The sequence below is a fragment of the Methylobacterium sp. CM6246 genome (assembly GCF_054818005.1).
The window spans coordinates 1,720,967-1,737,196 of the sequence record NZ_JBTXKY010000001.1 but is presented as its reverse complement, the minus strand read 5'-3'; the positions used below and the strand labels follow the sequence as shown (position 1 = coordinate 1,737,196).

Below are 16,230 nucleotides of genomic sequence, written 5' to 3'. Positions count from 1 at the left end.
GATCTCGTTTCACGCGCCGATCCATTTCATCGCGATGATCGTCCCGGTGACGGTCAGGGCGCCGCCGATCCGGGTGGCGATCTGGGCGAACGGCATCAGCGCCATGCGGTTGGCCGCCGTGAGGATCGCCACGTCGCCGGTGCCGCCCTGGCCGCTGTGGCAGGCGTTCACGATCGCGGTCTCGATCGGGTACATCCCGAGCGCCCGGCCGACGAAGAAGCCGGTGACCATCAGCGTGGACACCGTCGACACGATGGTGATCAGGTTCACCAGGGTGAACGCCGCCATCAGCTCGTTCCACGGGGTCAGCGCCACCCCGATGGCGAAGAGCAGCGGGTAGGTCATCGAGACCTGCACGAACTTGTACACCACGAAGCCGCCAGCCTGGAGATGGGGCGACACGGCGCTGCCGAGCTTGGCGAACACCGCCAGGAACAGCATTGCCACCGGCGCCGGCAGGCCGACGAGGTGGTGGGCTACGACCCCGAGCAGGTAGAGGGTTATGGCCGTGAGCCCGGCCGCGCCGATCGTGGCGGCGTCGATCTGGCCGCGGGCCGCCTCGGAGCGGGCCTGGGCGTCGCTCGATTCCATGCCCTCCGCGCCCGGCTGGAGCCGGCCCTCCCCGGTGAGGTGGGGATAGCGCTTGCCGACATAATTGAGGGTGCCGGCGAAGATGATCGCGGTGAGCGAGCCGAGCATCACCGGCGGCAGCACCTGGGCGAACACGACGCCCTGCTGCTGGCCCAGGATCGCCGCGTAGCCGATGGAGAGCGGGATCGCGCCCTCGCCGACGCCGCCGGCCATGATCGGCACGACGATGAAGAAGAAGGTCTTGTAGGGGCCGAGCCCGAGCGCGGTGCCGACCAGGGTGCCGACGATGGCGGCCGCCACCGAGCCCACCGCGAGGGGTGCGAAGATCTTGAGGAAGCCCTTGATCAGGACGTCGCGATCCATGCCCAGGATCGAGCCGACGATGATCGTGGCGATGTAGATGTAGAGGAAGTTGGTGAACTTCGTGAAATCGAAGATCGCCTTCTCCATCTGGGGCGGCACCAGCTTGTAGTAGACGAGCGCCGACGGGATGAAGGTCGCGAAGATCGCGCCCGCGCCGATGTTGCGCAGGATGGGGATGCGCTTGCCGATCTCGGCGCAGGTGAAGCCGCCCATCACCAGGACGGCGATCATGGTCGGCCCGTCCGGCTTGACCTCGCCCTCCTGGACCAGGACCACCAGCAGAATCGCCACGATGACGTAGAGCGGCAGCGGAATGATGCCGATCTTCATGTCGACCAGGCGCCACCAGCCCTCGGGCCAGAACCGTGCGGCGCGGCGCTCGTTGAGCGGCGTCGGCACGGGACTCGTCGAGGCGCTACTGGTCATCGGCTTCCTCCGGACTTCCGACCACGCGCGGGCCCTTCCGGCCTTCGCCGTGCGGCCCCGATCGCCCCGACGGTCGCGACCTGGGCCGCCCGGTCGGCGGAGATAAAGTCGGATCCGGCGTATCAGCGCCCGCACAGGGCGGCAACGCGAACCGCGGGACAAAGCGCGCTGCCTGTATTGGAGACAGGGATTAAGCGGGCACCTTCAGTCGTCGCATGGACAGACGATCGTGAACGGCGCCGGGGTAGGATGCCCGGCGCCGGCTGATCGGATCAGAAGTCGCGCTGTACGCGGAAGCGGACGTGCGTCATCGAATCCTGCGTCGCGGTGCGCGGCACGAACGTGCCGGCGTTGATGGCGGCGACGTTCGCGTAGGCACCCGGGCCCTTGTCGAGGTCGATCACGCGGCCGTTCCTGACACCCATCTGGGTGTAGAAGGCCTCGACACCGATATCGAGATCGAGCACCGGCGACCAGATCAGGCTGCCGCCGACCACGTACTGGTAAGTGTCCCGAAGGGCTTGGCTCAGCTGGTAGAACCGGGTGCCGGGGACGCCGACGCCATTGGTCCCGAAGCTGTTGCCGCTCGGGTTCACCAGGCTGAACAGGGCGCCCTGGGCCAGGCGGGCACTGGCCGAGAAATCCTGCTCGCCGTAGGAGCCGAAGAGGGCCGAGCGCCATTCCGGCGACCAGTAGTGCAGGTACGACGCCACCGCCGAGAAGCTGGTCGAAGTCTGGAGCTGGCCGGTGAACGGGTTGACCGACGCGTCGGCGAAGTACTGCTCGAACTTCTGCGTATCGAAGCCGGTGTTGGACTGCGCGTAGCAGCCGGCGACCATACAATAGCCGGCATAGCTCTGTGCGCCGTTGGCGTAGGCCCCCTGCAGGTAGAGGGTATCCCCCGGGGCAATCGCCGGCAGGTTGATCTTCACGCCGCCCTGCACGCCCCAACCCTGGACCGAATTGGCATGCCGGATCCCGGTGAGAACGCCGCCCGCTCCCGCGGCCGGGTTGGTGCTGGGGTTGCCGACGTTGATCTCGTGCGTGGCGGCCGAGATCTGGGCGGAGCCCCAGGCCTGATCGACCCGCAGGGCGCCGACGAAATCGGGCAGCCGCGAGCGCTGGACGGCGTCGACGTTGCCGTAGCGCGACGGCCGGCCGCCGGTGTAGCCGACGAAGACGGGGGCGACCGCGGTCGCAGTCGGTGAGAAGACCGGAGAGCGGGTGAAGACCGGGTCTTCCACCGACAGGGTCGCCGTGACGCCGTTGCTCAAGGTGGCCGTGTAGGCGAGCAGGTTGGTCGAGGAATTGTCGGAGCCGGACGTCGCGCCGTACATCTCGAAATCGTGGGCGTAGAAGTCGTAGAACGACGACGCGCGACCGGCGGTGAGGCCGGCGAACTGGATGAACGCCTTGTCGACGTTCACGACCTGCTGGACGCGCCCGGCCTGATCGACGCCGGTGGCGACGTAGGCCGAGCCGATGCGCTCCTGTGTGCCGGATCGGCCCACGCCCGCCGCACCGGACCGGCTGCCGGCCTCGAGGCGCACGAAGGCGCGCAGGGTGCCGTAGGCGGTCTGGGTGCGGGCATCGAGGTTGAAGCGCAGCAGCCCGCGATAGCCCGACGTATCGCCGCCGTTGGAGCCGGCCTGCCGGGTATAGCTGGTGATGTAGCCGCCCTCGAACCGGGCGCGGCCGGAGATGCGCAGGCAGGTGTCGGTGCCCGGGATGTAGAAGAAGCCGGCGCCGTAGGCCGAGCAGACCCGGACATACGCAATCGGCGCCGCCGCCCCGACCGGACGGTCGGCCGCGGCGGCTCCCCCGGCTAGCGCAAACACGGAGGGCGATCCCAGCAGAAGAGATGTCAATAACCGCATCGCCAGCCCCAATGGTTTGGTCTTGTTTTAAAGATCTAAACGATCACATATCCGTACTATAAGTCAGAAATTCCGTATTTCTATTTTTGCTTTTATTACGTTATTGCTTTTACAAACAGATTCGTGCGAGCCCAGCGCGCGAATAAAGACAGCGTGTCGATGCCCCCCGGGCGTCACGCCGCTGGTGGAGGCCTCGGCCAAGACCGACGCGGCAGGTGCAGTGCGACCGGACCTTTCGGACATCGTGCCGGCGCCAATGACGGCGCGATGCCGGGCCCGCCGGATCTGGCGCGACCGGTCGGCGCGGGGCGTCCGGTACAAAAAGGACCCGGCGCGGAGCCGGGCCTTCGAAGTCGAGATGCACGAGGACGGGCGCCGGGACCGAAGCCCCGGCACCGCTCTGGCGATCAGAAGTCGCGCTGGACGCGGAAGCGGACCTGCGAGATCGAGTCCTGCGTCGCGGTACGCGGCACGAAGGTGCCGTTGTTGATGCCGGCGACGTTGTTGTAGGCGGTCGGGCTCTTGTCCTGGTCGATCACCCGGCCGCTCTTCAGGCCGATCTGCGTGTAGTAGCCCTCGACGCCGATATCGAGGTCCTTCACCGGCGACCAGATCAGGCTCGCACCGGCGACGAACTGGTAGTTGTCGCGAAGCGCCTGGCTGAGCTGATAGAACCGGGTGCCCGGCACGCCGACGGCGTTGGGGCCGGAGATGAGGCTCGAGCCCGCGAGGCCATAGGCGGCCCCCTGCGCGAGACGGGCGGCGCGGGAGAAGCTCTGCTCACCGTAGGAGCCGAACAGGGCCGAACGCCATTCCGGCGACCAATAGTGCAGGTACGACGCCACCGCGGTGAAGCTCTGCGAGGTCTGCAGCTGGCCGGTGAACGGATTGATCGTCGCGTCCGAGAAGAACTGGTTGAACTTCTGGCCCTGGATCGTCGCCGGGTTCTGCGCGTAGGACCCGCTATACGCGGAATAGCCCGTGTAGAGCTGCGCGCCGTCGCTGTAGGCGCCCTGGAGGTACAGAGCGTCGCCCGGCGCGACGAACGGGGTGTTCACCTTCAGGCCGCCCTGCACCGCCCAGGCCTGGACGCTGTTGGTGTGCGCGATGTTGACGTTCGTGCCTGCGACGGGATTCGTCCCGATATTGCCGACGTTCAGCTCATGGGTGGCGGCCGAGATCTGAGCCGAGCCCCAGGCCTGATCGAGGCGAAGGGCACCGACGAAGTCGGGCAGACGCTCGCGCTGGACGGTGTCGATCGTGCTCAGCACGGTCGGAGCGCCCCGGGTGTAGCCGACGAACACGGGGCTGACGGTGGACGCGTAGGGCGCGAAGATCGGCGTGCGGCGGAAGACCGGGTCTTCCACCGACAGGGTCGCCGACACGCCGTTGCCCAGCACCGCCGTGTAGGCGAGCAGGTTGGTCGAGGCGTTGTCCGAGCCGAGCGTGCTGCCGGTGATCTCGAAGTCGTGCGCGTAGAAGTCGAAGAACGAGGACGCGCGACCGGCGGTCAGGCCGGCGAACTGGATGAACGCCTTGTCGACGTTCATGTATTGCTGATCGCGACCCACCTGATCGACGCCCGTTGAGGCGTAGGCCTGGCCGATGCGCTGCTGGGTGCCGGACTGGCCGATGCCGGAATAGCCGGTGCGGCTGCCGGCATCGAGGCGCACGAAGGCGCGGAGCGTACCGTAGGCGGTCTGGGTGCGGGCATCCATGTTGATGCGCATCCGGCCCTGGTAGCCCGAGGTGTCGCCGTTGGAGCCCTGGCGCGAGTAGCTGGCCATGTAGCCGCCCTCGAACCGGGCGCGGCCCGAGATGCGCAGGCAGGTGTCGGTGCCGGAGATGTAGAAGAAGCCGGCCCCGAAGGCGGAGCAGACGCGGACGTACTCGATCGGCGCCGCCTTCTTGATCGGAAGGTCGGCGGCCTGGGCGGCTCCGATCGCCGCGAAGGCGGCGGCCGAGCCGAGCAGCGAGCTCTTCAAGAGCTTCATAGATATCTCCAAAGCTTCGAGACCCGATAACACCAACGAGTCCGGTTTATCCGACCCTCGCAGCGATCGATGTTGTTGAATTCTGCAATCTTAAGTGCAGATTGTTTAGAGATATCTCGCGTCCGAGATTTCTCTATGCCGTTTCTTATGATCTGCCGCAGCTTATCCAAGCAACATCGATATCATTCGATCTGTGGAATTGATTTGAGTTGTTGTAACGTCGCAACGTTACAAAATTGTTTTGAAGTATTACTGGGTGCAATGATTTTATAAGCAGAAATTTTAGCGCGGATATTTATTGCGAACGTCTCTCGAGAGATATCACCGCGGCCAAAATTTTTATCTGCGCGCGCCTGAATCCGCGGATACATCCGGGCCCAGGCTCATCCCGCGCGGACGCGGCGGCGCTTTGTCTCGAGCGGCCGGGTCGCCGGCCGCTTTGGGCACAACGCCGTGCGTCGGTAACGATCGCGACGGCCGGCCCGTGAAGATCCGTCGCGCCGATTCCGTCCGTGATTCGACCGGATTCGCGAATCGATTCGTGCGGTGACGGCATTCCCGGCGACGGCGCTGCCGGACGACAGCCACGGCGGCGCGTCGGGACGCGGTGGGCATGGTGAGAGCGGGGCGTTCGAGCGGTGCGCCCCGGGCACCGGAGCCCAGAGCCGGTCAGCGGCGCGGGCTGGAGACGCGGTCAGGAGACGCGGTCGGGCCGGGATCCGTGCCGGATGCGGGCTTCGCGGGTTAGGTCCGGAGCCCGTGTGTGGCGGCGCCGCCGGGAACCGTTCGGCGGCGGCCCTGCTGCGGCGACGTCCGGAAGCGGAGCGGGCGCTCCGTCCGGCTTCATCGCGCCCGCCGACAACGAAAAAGGCCCAGCCGGAGGGCTGGGCCTTGAGATCCGTGGAACCGGCGCGGGGGGTGTATCCCCGCGCCGACGATGCGGCTTAGAAGTCGCGCTGGACGCGCATGCGGAACGAGGAGTTCGAGTCTTGCGTCGCGGTGCGCGGTACGAAGGTACCGTTGTTGATACCTGCAACGTTCGCGTAGGCGGTCGGGCTCTTGTCCTTGTCGATCACGCGGCCGTTCTTGACACCGATCTGGGTGTAGAAGCCCTCGACACCGATATCGAGGTCTTTCACCGGCGACCAGATCAAGCTCGCACCGACAACGTACTGGTAGGTGTCGCGCAAGGCTTCGCTAAGGTTGTAGAATGTCGTTCCAGGCGTACCGACGGCATTCGCACCGAAGGCGTTCGTGCCGCCCGGGTTGGCCAACGAGAACGCCGAGCCTTGGGCAGCGCGCTGGCTATTCGAGAAATTCATCTCGCCGTACGACCCGAACACGGCCGAGCGCCACTCAGGCGACCAGTAGTGCAGATACGAGGCAACGACGCTGAAGCTCGTAGACATTTCCATCTGACCGGTGAACGGGTTGACGGTCGCGTCGTTGAAGAACTGGTTGAACTTCTGGCCCTGGATCGTCGCCGCGTTCTGCGAGTACGAGCCGCTGTATGACGAGTAGCCGGTGTAGAGCTGTGAGCCGACGCCGTAAGCGCCTTGCAAGTAGAAAGCATCGCCCGGGGCAATGAACGGCGCATTGATCTTCAGGCCGCCCTGCACCGCGTAGCCGTACGCGTTGCTGGTGTGTGGGATGCTGATGTTGGAGCCGGTGCCGGTGCCGGCACCGTTGGCGACGTTGCCGACGTTCAGCTCGTGCACGGCAGCCGAGACCTGGGCGGAGCCCCAGGCCTGGTCGAGCCGGAGAGCGGCGACGAAGTCGGGAAGACGCTCGCGCTGGATCACGTCAACAAAGCTGTAACGCGTCGGCACACCGTTAGTGTAGCCAATGAACACCGGGGCGGGAGAGTTCGTCTGCGCGAAATTCGCGATCGATGCGTTGTTCGTGATACCCGCCGGGTTGTTCGACGGCGAGTAAATCGGGCTGCGGCGGAAGACCGGGTCTTCGACCGAGAGCGTGGCTGACAGGCCGTTGCCGAGGGTGGCGGTGTAGGCGAGCAGGTTGGTGGAGGCGAGGTCCGAACCCGCGGTGGCACCGGCGAACTCGAAATCGTGGGCGTAGAAGTCGAAGAACGACGAGGCGCGACCGGCGGTGAGACCGGCGAACTGAATGAACGCCTTGTCGACGTTCACGAACTGCTGGTCGCGGCCGAAGCTGTCGATGCCGAGGCCCGGGAAGGCCTGGCCGATACGCTGCTGGGTGCCGGAGGTGCCGACGCCGGAATATCCCGTGCGGGCGCCGGCATCGAGACGCACGAAGGCGCGCAGGGTGCCGTAAGCGGTCTGGGTGCGGGCATCGAGGTTGATGCGCATGCGGCCCTGGAAGCCAGAGGTGTCGCCGACGTTGGAGCCGTTTTGGCGCGAGTAGCTGGTCTGGTACCCGCCCTCGAACCGGGCGCGGCCGGAGAGACGCAGGCAGGTGTCGGTGCCGGGAATGTAGAAGAAGCCGGCGCCGTAGGCCGAGCAGACCCGGACGTACTCGATCGGGACCGCCTTCTTGACCGGAAGGTCGGCGGCGTGTGCGGCTCCGATGGCCGCGAAGGCGGCTGCAGAACCGAGCAGTGAGCTCTTCAAGAGCTTCATAGACATCTCCAAAGCTTCGAGACCCGATGATGCGGACATGCCCGGTTTTCCGGATCTTGCCGCTCGTCTTGTAGGTTTGGCCTGCGTCTTGGGTGGCAGGCTCCTGCGGGCTCTCGCTTGGCGATGCCCCCGTGCACGATCACCATGTGCGAACGGGTTTCGGCGAGCAATCAGAATTCGGCTCGGATAAATTGGTTCCTGTGCGATGTTGCCGCCCGGCAACAATATCAGAACGCGTTAGCCGGCAACAGCTTGCCGGATGTACCGATATGCTTTCCGGAGTGGCAGGAGTGCTGTCGAACCGGGCATGGACGGGACCGCCCAGGCACCGGGAAGGGCCGGGGCGGTCCGAACGTGGGGGTGACGCCGGCGGCTGCGGCGGCGTCATCAAAGGTTGTCGAGACGGCGCGCCGGGCTTTGCGCCCGACCGCACTTCACATCGGCGGCGTCAGGCCGTTCTTGCCGACGGCGACGCGCCGCGCCGTGACTTTGCCGTCCTCGCCCCGCGCAGCCACCACGAACGCCTTGGCGCCGGCGGTGATCGCACCGGAATCCGCAGCCTCGAAGGTGACCACCGGGGCCTGCGGCGGAACCAGGATCTGGAGCGACTGCCCCTTGCCGTAATCGACCGTGAGGGTGCGCTCCGCACCGCTCCCGCTCGCCTTCACGGTGCCGTTCGTCATCGCGCTCTTGACCCGGGGGGCGTCCGGCGCGGTCGCGGGTACGGCGGACTTCACGGTGCCGTTGGTCATGGTGCTCTTCACCGCGGCGCTGCCGGTATGATCGGGAAGCATATCCCAGTCGTAATGGCCCTCACCGGTGCCGCGCATCGATTCCGGGAACAGCACGACCTCCAGGGCGATCGGCGGCTCGCCCTTGGTGGCGGTTCCGATGAAGACGCCGTCCTTGATCTGATCGAGCTGGGCCGGGACGACCCAGGAGACCTTGGCGTCCGGCGCCAGGGTCACCCGCTGGCTCTTCCCGTCCAGGGTCTTGAGGGTGAAGCCGCCGCCCTCGACGGCCTCGATCGTGCCGCGCAGGCGCTCGGGCGGCGCGGCGGCGTGTGCGGAGGTGGCGAGCGCCAGGAGGCTCGCGAGGGCGAGGGTCGGGAGTTTTGACATGGTGGCGGGAGTCCTATCGCCGCCGGAACGGTGGCGGCGCGCATGACCTGGGACTCGGCGCAACCGTGTCAGCCCCTCGCGCCCGTGACATCAAGCCCCTGCGGACGGGTGTAACCGGGACGGTAGCGCTCAGGCCGCCAGCGCCAGCAGCGCGAGGCCCGCCGCCGCGACGGCGGCGCCGAGGGCCGGCGCGGCTCGGGTGGCGCCAAGCCGCGACGCGGTGATTCCAAGCCCGATCCCGGCCCCGTGCAGGAGCGCGGTCGCGGCCAGGAAGCCGAACCCGAACGCCAGGCCCGAGGCGGTCTCCGGCATCTCGGCGCCGTGGGCGTAGCCGTGGAACACTGCGAACACGCCGACGAGGCTGGCGAGCAGCTCAACCGGCGCCCGCAGGCCGACGATCGCGGCCACGCCGAACACCACGATGGAGAGTGCGATCCCGGTCTCGGCATAGGGCAGCGCGACGCCGGCCATCCCCAGGCCCGCCCCCACGCTCATGAGCGCCAGGAAGGAGAGAGGCAGTGCCCAGAGCGCCCGGCCGCCGCGCAGGGCCGCCAGCAGCCCGACCGCGACCATCGCCAGCACGTGGTCGGCGCCGAGCAGCGGATGCAGGAAGCCGGCCCCGGCGCCGAGCGCAGCCCCGTGGCCGGGATGGGCCAGAGCCGCCTGCGGCAGCAGCGCGAACGCGGCGGGAAGGGCGGCAAGGCTGGAGACGAGCGGGGCGGCGAGCAGGCGCTTCATCGGATATCCTTCGCGGTTGTAAGACCGAAGGTAGCGCCGATCCCGCGGCACGGCGAGTGCCCCGGCCCGCGGCCCCTCCGGCCTTGGGCGGGACACCGCGGTTGCACGCGGAGAATCTCGCCCTGGATGGGTATCGGGAGGCGCCGCGTGTGCAGCAGGCCGACATCCGCACCGCCGCCCGCCAGCAAGGCCTGGACGAGTTCGACACGGTCGCGGTCGGCATCGTCGAGCGCGACGGCAAGGTCTCGATCATCGAGACGGCGTGACAAGGAACCGGGGTTCAGCACCGGCGGCCGTAGCGCTGCGGATCACTTGAATACATGATACCGTTTCACGCCGGCGCCGAGAGGGCCTCGCCGGCGGTTCGGCATGAGCGGTGGCGGCGCCCCTTCTCCGGCGGGGGCGGACGACCAGCGGCTCGATCGCACAGGACAGGATTTCCCGTGAGAGATTTCTCCGCACCCGGGCGCTCCCCGGTCTACGCCGCCAACGCCGCCGTCGCGACCTCGCATCCCGCCTCGACCCTGGCCGCCATCGAGATCCTGCGCGCGGGCGGCAACGCCGTCGATGCCGGGATCGCCGCGGTGGCGGTGCAGTGCGTGGTCGATCCGCTGATGACCGGCATCGGCGGCGATTGCTTCGCCCTCTATGCTCCGGCCGGCGCCTCCAAGCCGATCGCGCTTGACGGATCCGGCCGGGCGCCGGCCGCCGCCACGCCCGACTGGTACGCCGAGCACGGCGCCGCGATCACGCCGGCCTCGCCGCACGCGGTCACGGTACCGGGGGCGATCGGAGCCTGGGACATGCTGGTGCGCCAGCACGGCACGCGCCCGCTGGGTGAATTGCTGCAGCCGGCGATCCGCTACGCCGAGGACGGGTTCGCGATCCAGCAGCGCGTCGGCTGGGACTGGTTGCGCGGCGTGCCCCGGGTGGCCGGCGACCCCCACGCCGCCGAGACCTACCTGATCGGCGGCAAGGCCCCGGCGATCGGCAGCGTCTTCCGGCTGCCGAAACTCGCCGCCACGCTCCGCCGCATCGCCGACGAGGGCCCGCGCGGCTTCTATGAAGGACCGGTGGCCGACGACATGGTCCGCCGGCTCAACGCCCTCGGCGGCCTGCACACCCGGGATGATTTCGCCACGTCGCGGCCGGACGTGGTCACGCCGGTCTCGACCCGCTACCGCGGCTACGACGTCTACGAGTGCCCGCCCGCCGGCCAGGGCCTCGCGGCGCTGATGATGCTGAACGTGCTGTCGCATCACGACGTCGGCGCCCTGTCGGACCTGGACCGGCTCCACCTGTTCGCAGAGACCTGCAAGCAGGCCTACCATCACCGGGACGTGCTGTTCGGCGACGCCGCCCTCGCCCGGGTGCCGGTGGAGCACCTGCTGTCGGATGCCTGGAAGGCCGCCGCCCACGGGGCGATCGACATGGGCCGGGCGCGGGTGCCGGAGATCTATCCCGAGATCGCCCGGGAGATCGCCGAGGAGCGGGCCCACAAGGACACCGTCTATCTCTGCGTTGTCGATCGGGACGGCAACGCGCTGTCGCTGATCAACTCGGTGTTCCAGGGCTTCGGCTCGGGCATCCTGGCGCCGGAGAGCGGCGTGCTGCTGCACAACCGCGGCCTGTCGTTCCGCACGGAAGCCGGGCACCCGAACAGCATCGGGCCGGGCAAGCGGCCGATGCACACGATCATCCCGGGCATGCTGATGAAGGACGGACAGGCAGTCGCGCCGTTCGGCGTGATGGGTGGCCATTACCAGGCCATGGGCCATGTCGAGCTGCTGTCGGGCATCCTCGACCGGGGCCTCGACGTGCAGGCCGCGCTCGATGCCCCGCGCAGCTTCGCGTATGGCGACAGCCTGGAACTCGAGACCGGCATCTCGGACGCCGCGATGGCCGGACTGATCGCGCGCGGCCACCCGGCAATCCGGGCGCCTCTGCCGCTGGGCGGCGGCCAGATCATCTGGATCGACCGCGCGGCCGGCACGCTGGTGGCGGGCTCGGACCCGCGCAAGGACGGGGCGGCTATGGGGTATTGAGGGGCCGGCGGCCCCGCGTTCGGGGCTGCCGGATCAGGGATGCGCGGACGCAACGCGGGTCCCCTCTCCCGGGCGGGAGAGGGACCACGTCGCGGCCCGGGTGAGCCGATGAGCGACCATCCTGGCGCCTCCCGGTCGGAAGGCGCATCGCCCGCACAGAATCAGTCGATGTCCTCGACCTCTTCGGAACCGCCATAGACCCGCTGCGCCAGCGAGGCCTCCATGAACGGATCGAGGGAGCCGTCGAGCACCGCGTCCGGATCGGTGGACTGGGTGCCGGTGCGCAGGTCCTTCACCAGCTGATAGGGCTGGAGCACGTAGGACCGGATCTGGTGGCCCCAGCCGATATCGGTCTTGGCTGCGGCCTCGGCGCTGGCCTTCTCCTCACGCTTCTTCAGCTCGGCCTCGTAGAGCCGGGCGCGCAGCATGTTCCACGCCGTGGCGCGGTTCTTGTGCTGGGAGCGCTCCTGCTGACACGCCACCACGATCCCGGTCGGGTTGTGGGTGATGCGCACCGCGGAATCGGTGGTGTTGACGTGCTGGCCGCCGGCGCCGGACGAGCGGTAGGTGTCGATCCTGCAGTCCGATTCCTTGATCTCGATCTCGATCCGGTCGTCGATGACCGGATAGACCCAGACGCTGGCGAAGCTGGTGTGGCGCCGGGCGCTGGAATCGTAGGGCGAGATCCGCACCAGCCGGTGCACGCCGGACTCGGTCTTGAGCCAGCCATAGGCGTTGTGGCCCTTGATCAGGAGCGTCGCGCCCTTGATCCCGGCCTCTTCGCCGTCCGACCACTCGACGATCTCGACCTTGTATTTCCGGCGCTCGGCCCAGCGGCCGTACATGCGCTGGAGCATGTTCGCCCAGTCCTGGCTCTCGGTGCCGCCGGCACCGGCATGGACTTCGAGATAGGTGTCGAAGCCGTCGGCCTCGCCGGACAGGAGGGTCTCGACCTGGCGGCTGGCGGCCTCCTTCTCGACGGCAAGGATCGCGGCCTCGCCCTCGCGGATCGAGGATTCGTCGCCCTCCATCTCGCCGAGTTCGATCAGCGTCGCGCCGTCCTCGAGATCGCGCTCGAGCTTGCGGATGGAGGAGACCGCCTCGTCGAGCTGCTGGCGCTCGCGCATCACCTTCTGCGCGGCGTCGGCATCGTTCCACAGGTCGGGGTTCTCGGAGGCTGCGTTCAGCTCCGCGAGACGTTTATCGACAGTATCCCAGTCAAAGATGCCTCCTCAGCAGCCCTATAGACTGCTTGGCGGCATCCGAGGCTTGCTCGATCTCGGCGCGCATTTGGTTTTTCGGGAATGAGGGCGATGGGTCGGGCCGGGGTGATACCGCCCGGGAGCCGCCCTGTAAACGGCGGCCCGGCGGCCCGCGCGGTCAGTGTGCGGCGCCCGACCGCAGGGTGGTGCGCGAGCCGGCAAGCGGGCGGCGCGTTGTCGGGGACGGATCAGGCAGGAACGCGGAGGCGGCCAGGATGGCGGACGACGATCACGCGCAGACGTGGAGCGACTTCGACGACGCCGTCAACATGACGCCGGCGGCGCTGCGCAAGCACCTCGACGGCGCGGCGAGCCAGGCGGTCGGCCAGAAGGAGGCGGGCGGCGACGAATCCACCGGCCACGCGATGGGCCGGCGCATCCTGGCGATCAAGGACAAGAAGAAGGCGGATCTCACCGACGACGATTATGCCGCCATGCGCAAGGTCGTGGGCTACGTCCACCGCCATCTGAAGCAGGGCGGCGACGCCCGCAAGGATCCCGACTCTCCCTGGCGGATGTCGCTGATGAACTGGGGCCACGATCCGCACAAGGATTGAGGCCCTGGCTCGGCGCCCGTCCGGCTCAGTAGCGCGGCGGCACGAGGTAGGACGGGGCGATCACGTATTCCTTGGGGCGCTTGTGCGCACCGAACCGGCTCTCGGTGATCTGGTCGTTGTAATAGTCGAACCCGGTATAGCCGAAGCCGCCGCCGTTCATCACCTGGGCCACCGGAATCGGCGGGACGGCGAGGTCGGGACGGCCCGGCGGCACCAGCACCTGGCAGCAACCCTCGGTCTGCAGGACCGTCGGGCCGTTGGGGGCGGTGAAGACATAGGCGCGCGGCTGCGGGATCCCCGGCGGGAAGGCCGGCTCGGCGGCCGCGCCCTGGGCGACGAGGCCGAGCAATCCGGCGGCGATCAGGGTCTTGGTGCTCACGCAATGCTCCGTCGCGGGACCGGCCGGGCCGGCGTCAGGCCTACACTCTAGCTTATCGCGGGCGGCCTGTCCGGCGCTCGCGGGCGGACCGGTTACCGGAACGCCGGCTCAGCCGCGGGCGCGCAGCACCACCTGCGGGCTCGCCGGCACCGGCCGGCAATCCGACATGAAGGCGTTGACCGGCAACGGCTTGGAATCGCAGGCGTAGACATCCGTCGGGCCCGGGGCCGGCACCGGGTCCCGCGCGATGATCGGGTTCGGCGCACAGGCCGAGGCCGCGGCGGCGAGCAGCAGGGCGGCGATGAGGTTCAGGCGGCGCATGCAACTCTCGGGACGCGGGAGGACCCCCGTGCCGAACCCTGCGCATCGCGATCCGCCCTGACAAGCGCCGGCGCGGGACGACGCGCCCTTTGACGGAGCCTGTCGCCCGGCGGCAACAATCGGGGCCGACCCGATCTCAGACGGCCTGGGCCATCGGCACGACGTTGTGGAGGGTCTTGTCGCCGCCGTCGAAGAACCGGCGGATGTTGCGCGCGGCCTGCCGGATGCGCTGCTCGTTCTCGACCAGGGCGATGCGGACATACTCGTCGCCGAACTCGCCGAAGCCGATGCCCGGCGCCACGGCGACGTCGGACTTCTCGAGCAGCAGCTTCGAGAATTCGAGGCTGCCCATCTCCCGATAGCGCTCCGGGATCGGGACCCAGGCGAACATCGAGGCCGCGGGCGCCGGGATCGTCCAGCCGGCCTTGCCGAAGGATTCGACCAGCGCGTCGCGGCGCCTCTTGTAGGTCGCCCGCATCTCGTCGATGCAGTCATCCGGGCCGTTGAGGGCCGCGGTGGCGGCGACCTGGATCGGCGTGAAGGCGCCGTAATCGAGATAGGACTTCACCCGGGACAGCGCCGCCAGCAGGCGCTCGTTGCCCACCGCGAAGCCCATGCGCCAGCCGGCCATGGAGTAGGTCTTCGACAGCGAGGTGAACTCCACGGTGCAATCGATCGCGCCCGGGACCTGCAGGACCGAGGGCGGCGGCTTGCCGTCGAAATAGACCTCCGCGTAGGCGAGGTCCGAGAGCAGGATCAGCTCGTGCTGCTTGGCGAAGGCGACGAGGTCCCGGTAGAAATCGAGGTCGGCCACGTAGGCGGTCGGGTTCGACGGGTAGCAGACCACCAGGGCCACGGGTTTCGGGATCGAGTGCCGCATGGCCCGCTCGAGCGCCGGGAACATGGCCGGGGTCGGCTCGGCCGGGACTGAGCGGATCACGCCGCCGGCCATCAGGAAGCCGAAGGCGTGGATCGGGTAGCTCGGGTTGGGCACCAGCACCACGTCGCCCGGGGCGGTGATCGCCTGGGCCATGTTGGCGAAGCCTTCCTTCGAGCCCAGCGTCGCCACCACCTGGGTGTCGGGGTTGAGGCTCACGCCGAAGCGGCGCTGGTAGTAGCCCGCCTGGGCGCGGCGCAGGCCGGCGATGCCCTTGGAGGCGGAGTAGCGGTCGGTCCGCGGCCGGCCCGCCGTCTCGCACAGCTTGGCGATGACGTGTTTCGGCGCATCGAGGTCCGGGTTGCCCATGCCGAGATCGATGATGTCGGCGCCCTGGGCGCGGGCGGTCGCCTTGATCCGGTTGACCTGCTCGAAGACGTAGGGCGGCAGGCGCTTGATGCGGTGGAAGTCGGTCATGGGCGTATCCATCGGCGCGTCCCGAATCTGGCGTCTCTCGTTGGTGTCGGTCGCGCGAAGGATTCGCTCTAGCAGAGATGCACGTCGCCGCCGACTCAGAAAAACTCGAGCCGGATCGGCGGCTTTATTGCTCTGCTGCGGGCACCGGCTTGATCGCGGCTGCGGCCCCCCGGCCCGCGCTTGCGGCGGCGCGCCCGCGGCTCTCGTTGCGGCCGCGGGCGCCTTCGAGTTCGGCCTCCAGCGCCTTCTGGCCCTCGGACGACTTGGCCCGGATCGGGCGCTTGGGCGCGTCGACGCCCACCGGCATGAAGGCGGGCGTCTCCTGGCCGCGGGTCTCGGTCACGAAATCCGGCGCGGCCACGACCCGGGGCCCGTAGCCCGCATCGGTGGCGAGCGTGCGCACCGCATCCCCCGAGCAGGCGCCCAGCGGTGCCGCCAGGAGGGCCAGAACCGCCAGGGCAAGGCCCCGAGCCGGTCCCGGGCCGCCGGGCCGCCGGCCGGTGGGGTTCAAAAAGGCGCGGTGCATGAGCACATGGGTCATGAGAAGATCGCGCGGATGTTTCGCGACACGCGCAAACGGGCTGGTGCAACCTCTCGCTCGC

14 protein-coding genes are annotated in these 16,230 nt (G+C 68.4%); 3 read left to right on the top strand and 11 right to left on the bottom strand.

All coding sequences use genetic code 11. The features are described 5' to 3' along the window. Positions 1–9 precede the first annotated feature (9 nt). The 6 genes from ACYQPG_RS08625 to ACYQPG_RS08600 form a co-directional block, all read right to left on the bottom strand. Complete coding sequence (locus ACYQPG_RS08625) at positions 10–1,380, bottom strand: 2-hydroxycarboxylate transporter family protein (RefSeq protein ID WP_147854424.1); 1,371 nt, start codon at positions 1,378–1,380, stop codon at positions 10–12. A gap of 272 nt (positions 1,381–1,652) precedes the next feature. Continuing rightward, complete coding sequence (locus ACYQPG_RS08620) at positions 1,653–3,257, bottom strand: porin (protein WP_419829190.1); 1,605 nt, start codon at positions 3,255–3,257, stop codon at positions 1,653–1,655. 407 nt (positions 3,258–3,664) lie between these two features. Continuing rightward, entirely contained in the window at positions 3,665–5,251 is a 1,587-nt protein-coding gene (locus ACYQPG_RS08615; protein WP_461230739.1) for a porin, read from the bottom strand. 944 nt (positions 5,252–6,195) lie between these two features. Beyond that, the gene (locus ACYQPG_RS08610) at positions 6,196–7,851 is read right to left on the bottom strand and encodes a porin (protein WP_419829998.1); all 1,656 of its coding nucleotides are present in this window, start codon (positions 7,849–7,851) and stop codon (positions 6,196–6,198) included. Positions 7,852–8,285: 434 nt separating this feature from the next. Further along, positions 8,286–8,972, bottom strand: a complete 687-nt coding sequence (locus ACYQPG_RS08605) for a metal ABC transporter permease (RefSeq protein ID WP_419829188.1) — start codon at positions 8,970–8,972, stop codon at positions 8,286–8,288. A gap of 129 nt (positions 8,973–9,101) precedes the next feature. Further along, the gene (locus tag ACYQPG_RS08600) at positions 9,102–9,710 is read right to left on the bottom strand and encodes a HupE/UreJ family protein (protein ID WP_419829187.1); all 609 of its coding nucleotides are present in this window, start codon (positions 9,708–9,710) and stop codon (positions 9,102–9,104) included. A gap of 101 nt (positions 9,711–9,811) precedes the next feature. Here ACYQPG_RS08600 and ACYQPG_RS08595 point away from each other — a divergent pair, with 101 nt between their 5' ends. Beyond that, positions 9,812–9,976, top strand: coding sequence for a hypothetical protein (locus tag ACYQPG_RS08595; RefSeq protein ID WP_187278394.1), 165 nt, complete (start codon positions 9,812–9,814; stop codon positions 9,974–9,976). 177 nt (positions 9,977–10,153) lie between these two features. Further along, positions 10,154–11,755 carry a gamma-glutamyltransferase family protein gene (locus ACYQPG_RS08590; RefSeq protein ID WP_461230738.1) on the top strand — a complete coding sequence of 534 codons (1,602 nt, stop codon included), beginning with the start codon at positions 10,154–10,156 and terminating at the stop codon, positions 11,753–11,755. A gap of 161 nt (positions 11,756–11,916) precedes the next feature. Here the strand turns inward: ACYQPG_RS08590 and prfB are convergent. Beyond that, positions 11,917–13,045, bottom strand: a protein-coding gene (gene prfB, locus ACYQPG_RS08585; protein ID WP_147855599.1) for a peptide chain release factor 2 whose coding sequence is annotated in 2 segments (ribosomal slippage) — positions 11,917–12,975 and positions 12,977–13,045 — 1,128 coding nt in all. Because the reading frame shifts where the segments join, the coding sequence is not laid out codon by codon here. 187 nt (positions 13,046–13,232) lie between these two features. On the opposite strand from prfB, the gene ACYQPG_RS08580 reads away from it, so the two are divergent. Continuing rightward, positions 13,233–13,574 (top strand): DUF3140 domain-containing protein, encoded by a 342-nt coding sequence (locus ACYQPG_RS08580; RefSeq protein WP_147909841.1) that lies wholly within the window; start codon positions 13,233–13,235, stop codon positions 13,572–13,574. A gap of 25 nt (positions 13,575–13,599) precedes the next feature. Here the strand turns inward: ACYQPG_RS08580 and ACYQPG_RS08575 are convergent, their stop codons facing one another. The 4 genes from ACYQPG_RS08575 to ACYQPG_RS08560 all read right to left on the bottom strand — a co-directional run bounded on the left by ACYQPG_RS08575 (position 13,600) and on the right by ACYQPG_RS08560 (position 16,169). Further along, entirely contained in the window at positions 13,600–13,953 is a 354-nt protein-coding gene (locus ACYQPG_RS08575; protein WP_147909840.1) for a hypothetical protein, read from the bottom strand. 108 nt (positions 13,954–14,061) lie between these two features. After that, a complete protein-coding gene (locus ACYQPG_RS08570; protein WP_007567016.1) occupies positions 14,062–14,274 on the bottom strand; it encodes a hypothetical protein in 213 nt (70 codons plus the stop codon). A 136-nt stretch (positions 14,275–14,410) separates the two neighbouring features. Then, positions 14,411–15,628: an LL-diaminopimelate aminotransferase gene (locus ACYQPG_RS08565; protein ID WP_147909839.1), complete on the bottom strand. Its 1,218-nt coding sequence runs from the start codon at positions 15,626–15,628 to the stop codon at positions 14,411–14,413. Positions 15,629–15,752: 124 nt separating this feature from the next. Further along, positions 15,753–16,169, bottom strand: a complete 417-nt coding sequence (locus tag ACYQPG_RS08560; protein ID WP_419829185.1) for a hypothetical protein — start codon at positions 16,167–16,169, stop codon at positions 15,753–15,755. Positions 16,170–16,230: the final 61 nt, after the last annotated feature.

Coding starts and splice junctions, on each gene's coding strand:
- ACYQPG_RS08615 (WP_461230739.1), bottom strand. CDS start 5,251: ATGAAGCTCTTGAAGAGCTCGCTGCTCGGCTCGGCCGCCGCCTTCGCG.
- ACYQPG_RS08570 (WP_007567016.1), bottom strand. CDS start 14,274: ATGCGCCGCCTGAACCTCATCGCCGCCCTGCTGCTCGCCGCCGCGGCC.
- ACYQPG_RS08560 (WP_419829185.1), bottom strand. CDS start 16,169: ATGACCCATGTGCTCATGCACCGCGCCTTTTTGAACCCCACCGGCCGG.
- ACYQPG_RS08625 (WP_147854424.1), bottom strand. CDS start 1,380: ATGACCAGTAGCGCCTCGACGAGTCCCGTGCCGACGCCGCTCAACGAG.
- ACYQPG_RS08600 (WP_419829187.1), bottom strand. CDS start 9,710: ATGAAGCGCCTGCTCGCCGCCCCGCTCGTCTCCAGCCTTGCCGCCCTT.
- ACYQPG_RS08605 (WP_419829188.1), bottom strand. CDS start 8,972: ATGTCAAAACTCCCGACCCTCGCCCTCGCGAGCCTCCTGGCGCTCGCC.
- ACYQPG_RS08620 (WP_419829190.1), bottom strand. CDS start 3,257: ATGCGGTTATTGACATCTCTTCTGCTGGGATCGCCCTCCGTGTTTGCG.
- ACYQPG_RS08580 (WP_147909841.1), top strand. CDS start 13,233: ATGGCGGACGACGATCACGCGCAGACGTGGAGCGACTTCGACGACGCC.
- ACYQPG_RS08565 (WP_147909839.1), bottom strand. CDS start 15,628: ATGACCGACTTCCACCGCATCAAGCGCCTGCCGCCCTACGTCTTCGAG.
- ACYQPG_RS08610 (WP_419829998.1), bottom strand. CDS start 7,851: ATGAAGCTCTTGAAGAGCTCACTGCTCGGTTCTGCAGCCGCCTTCGCG.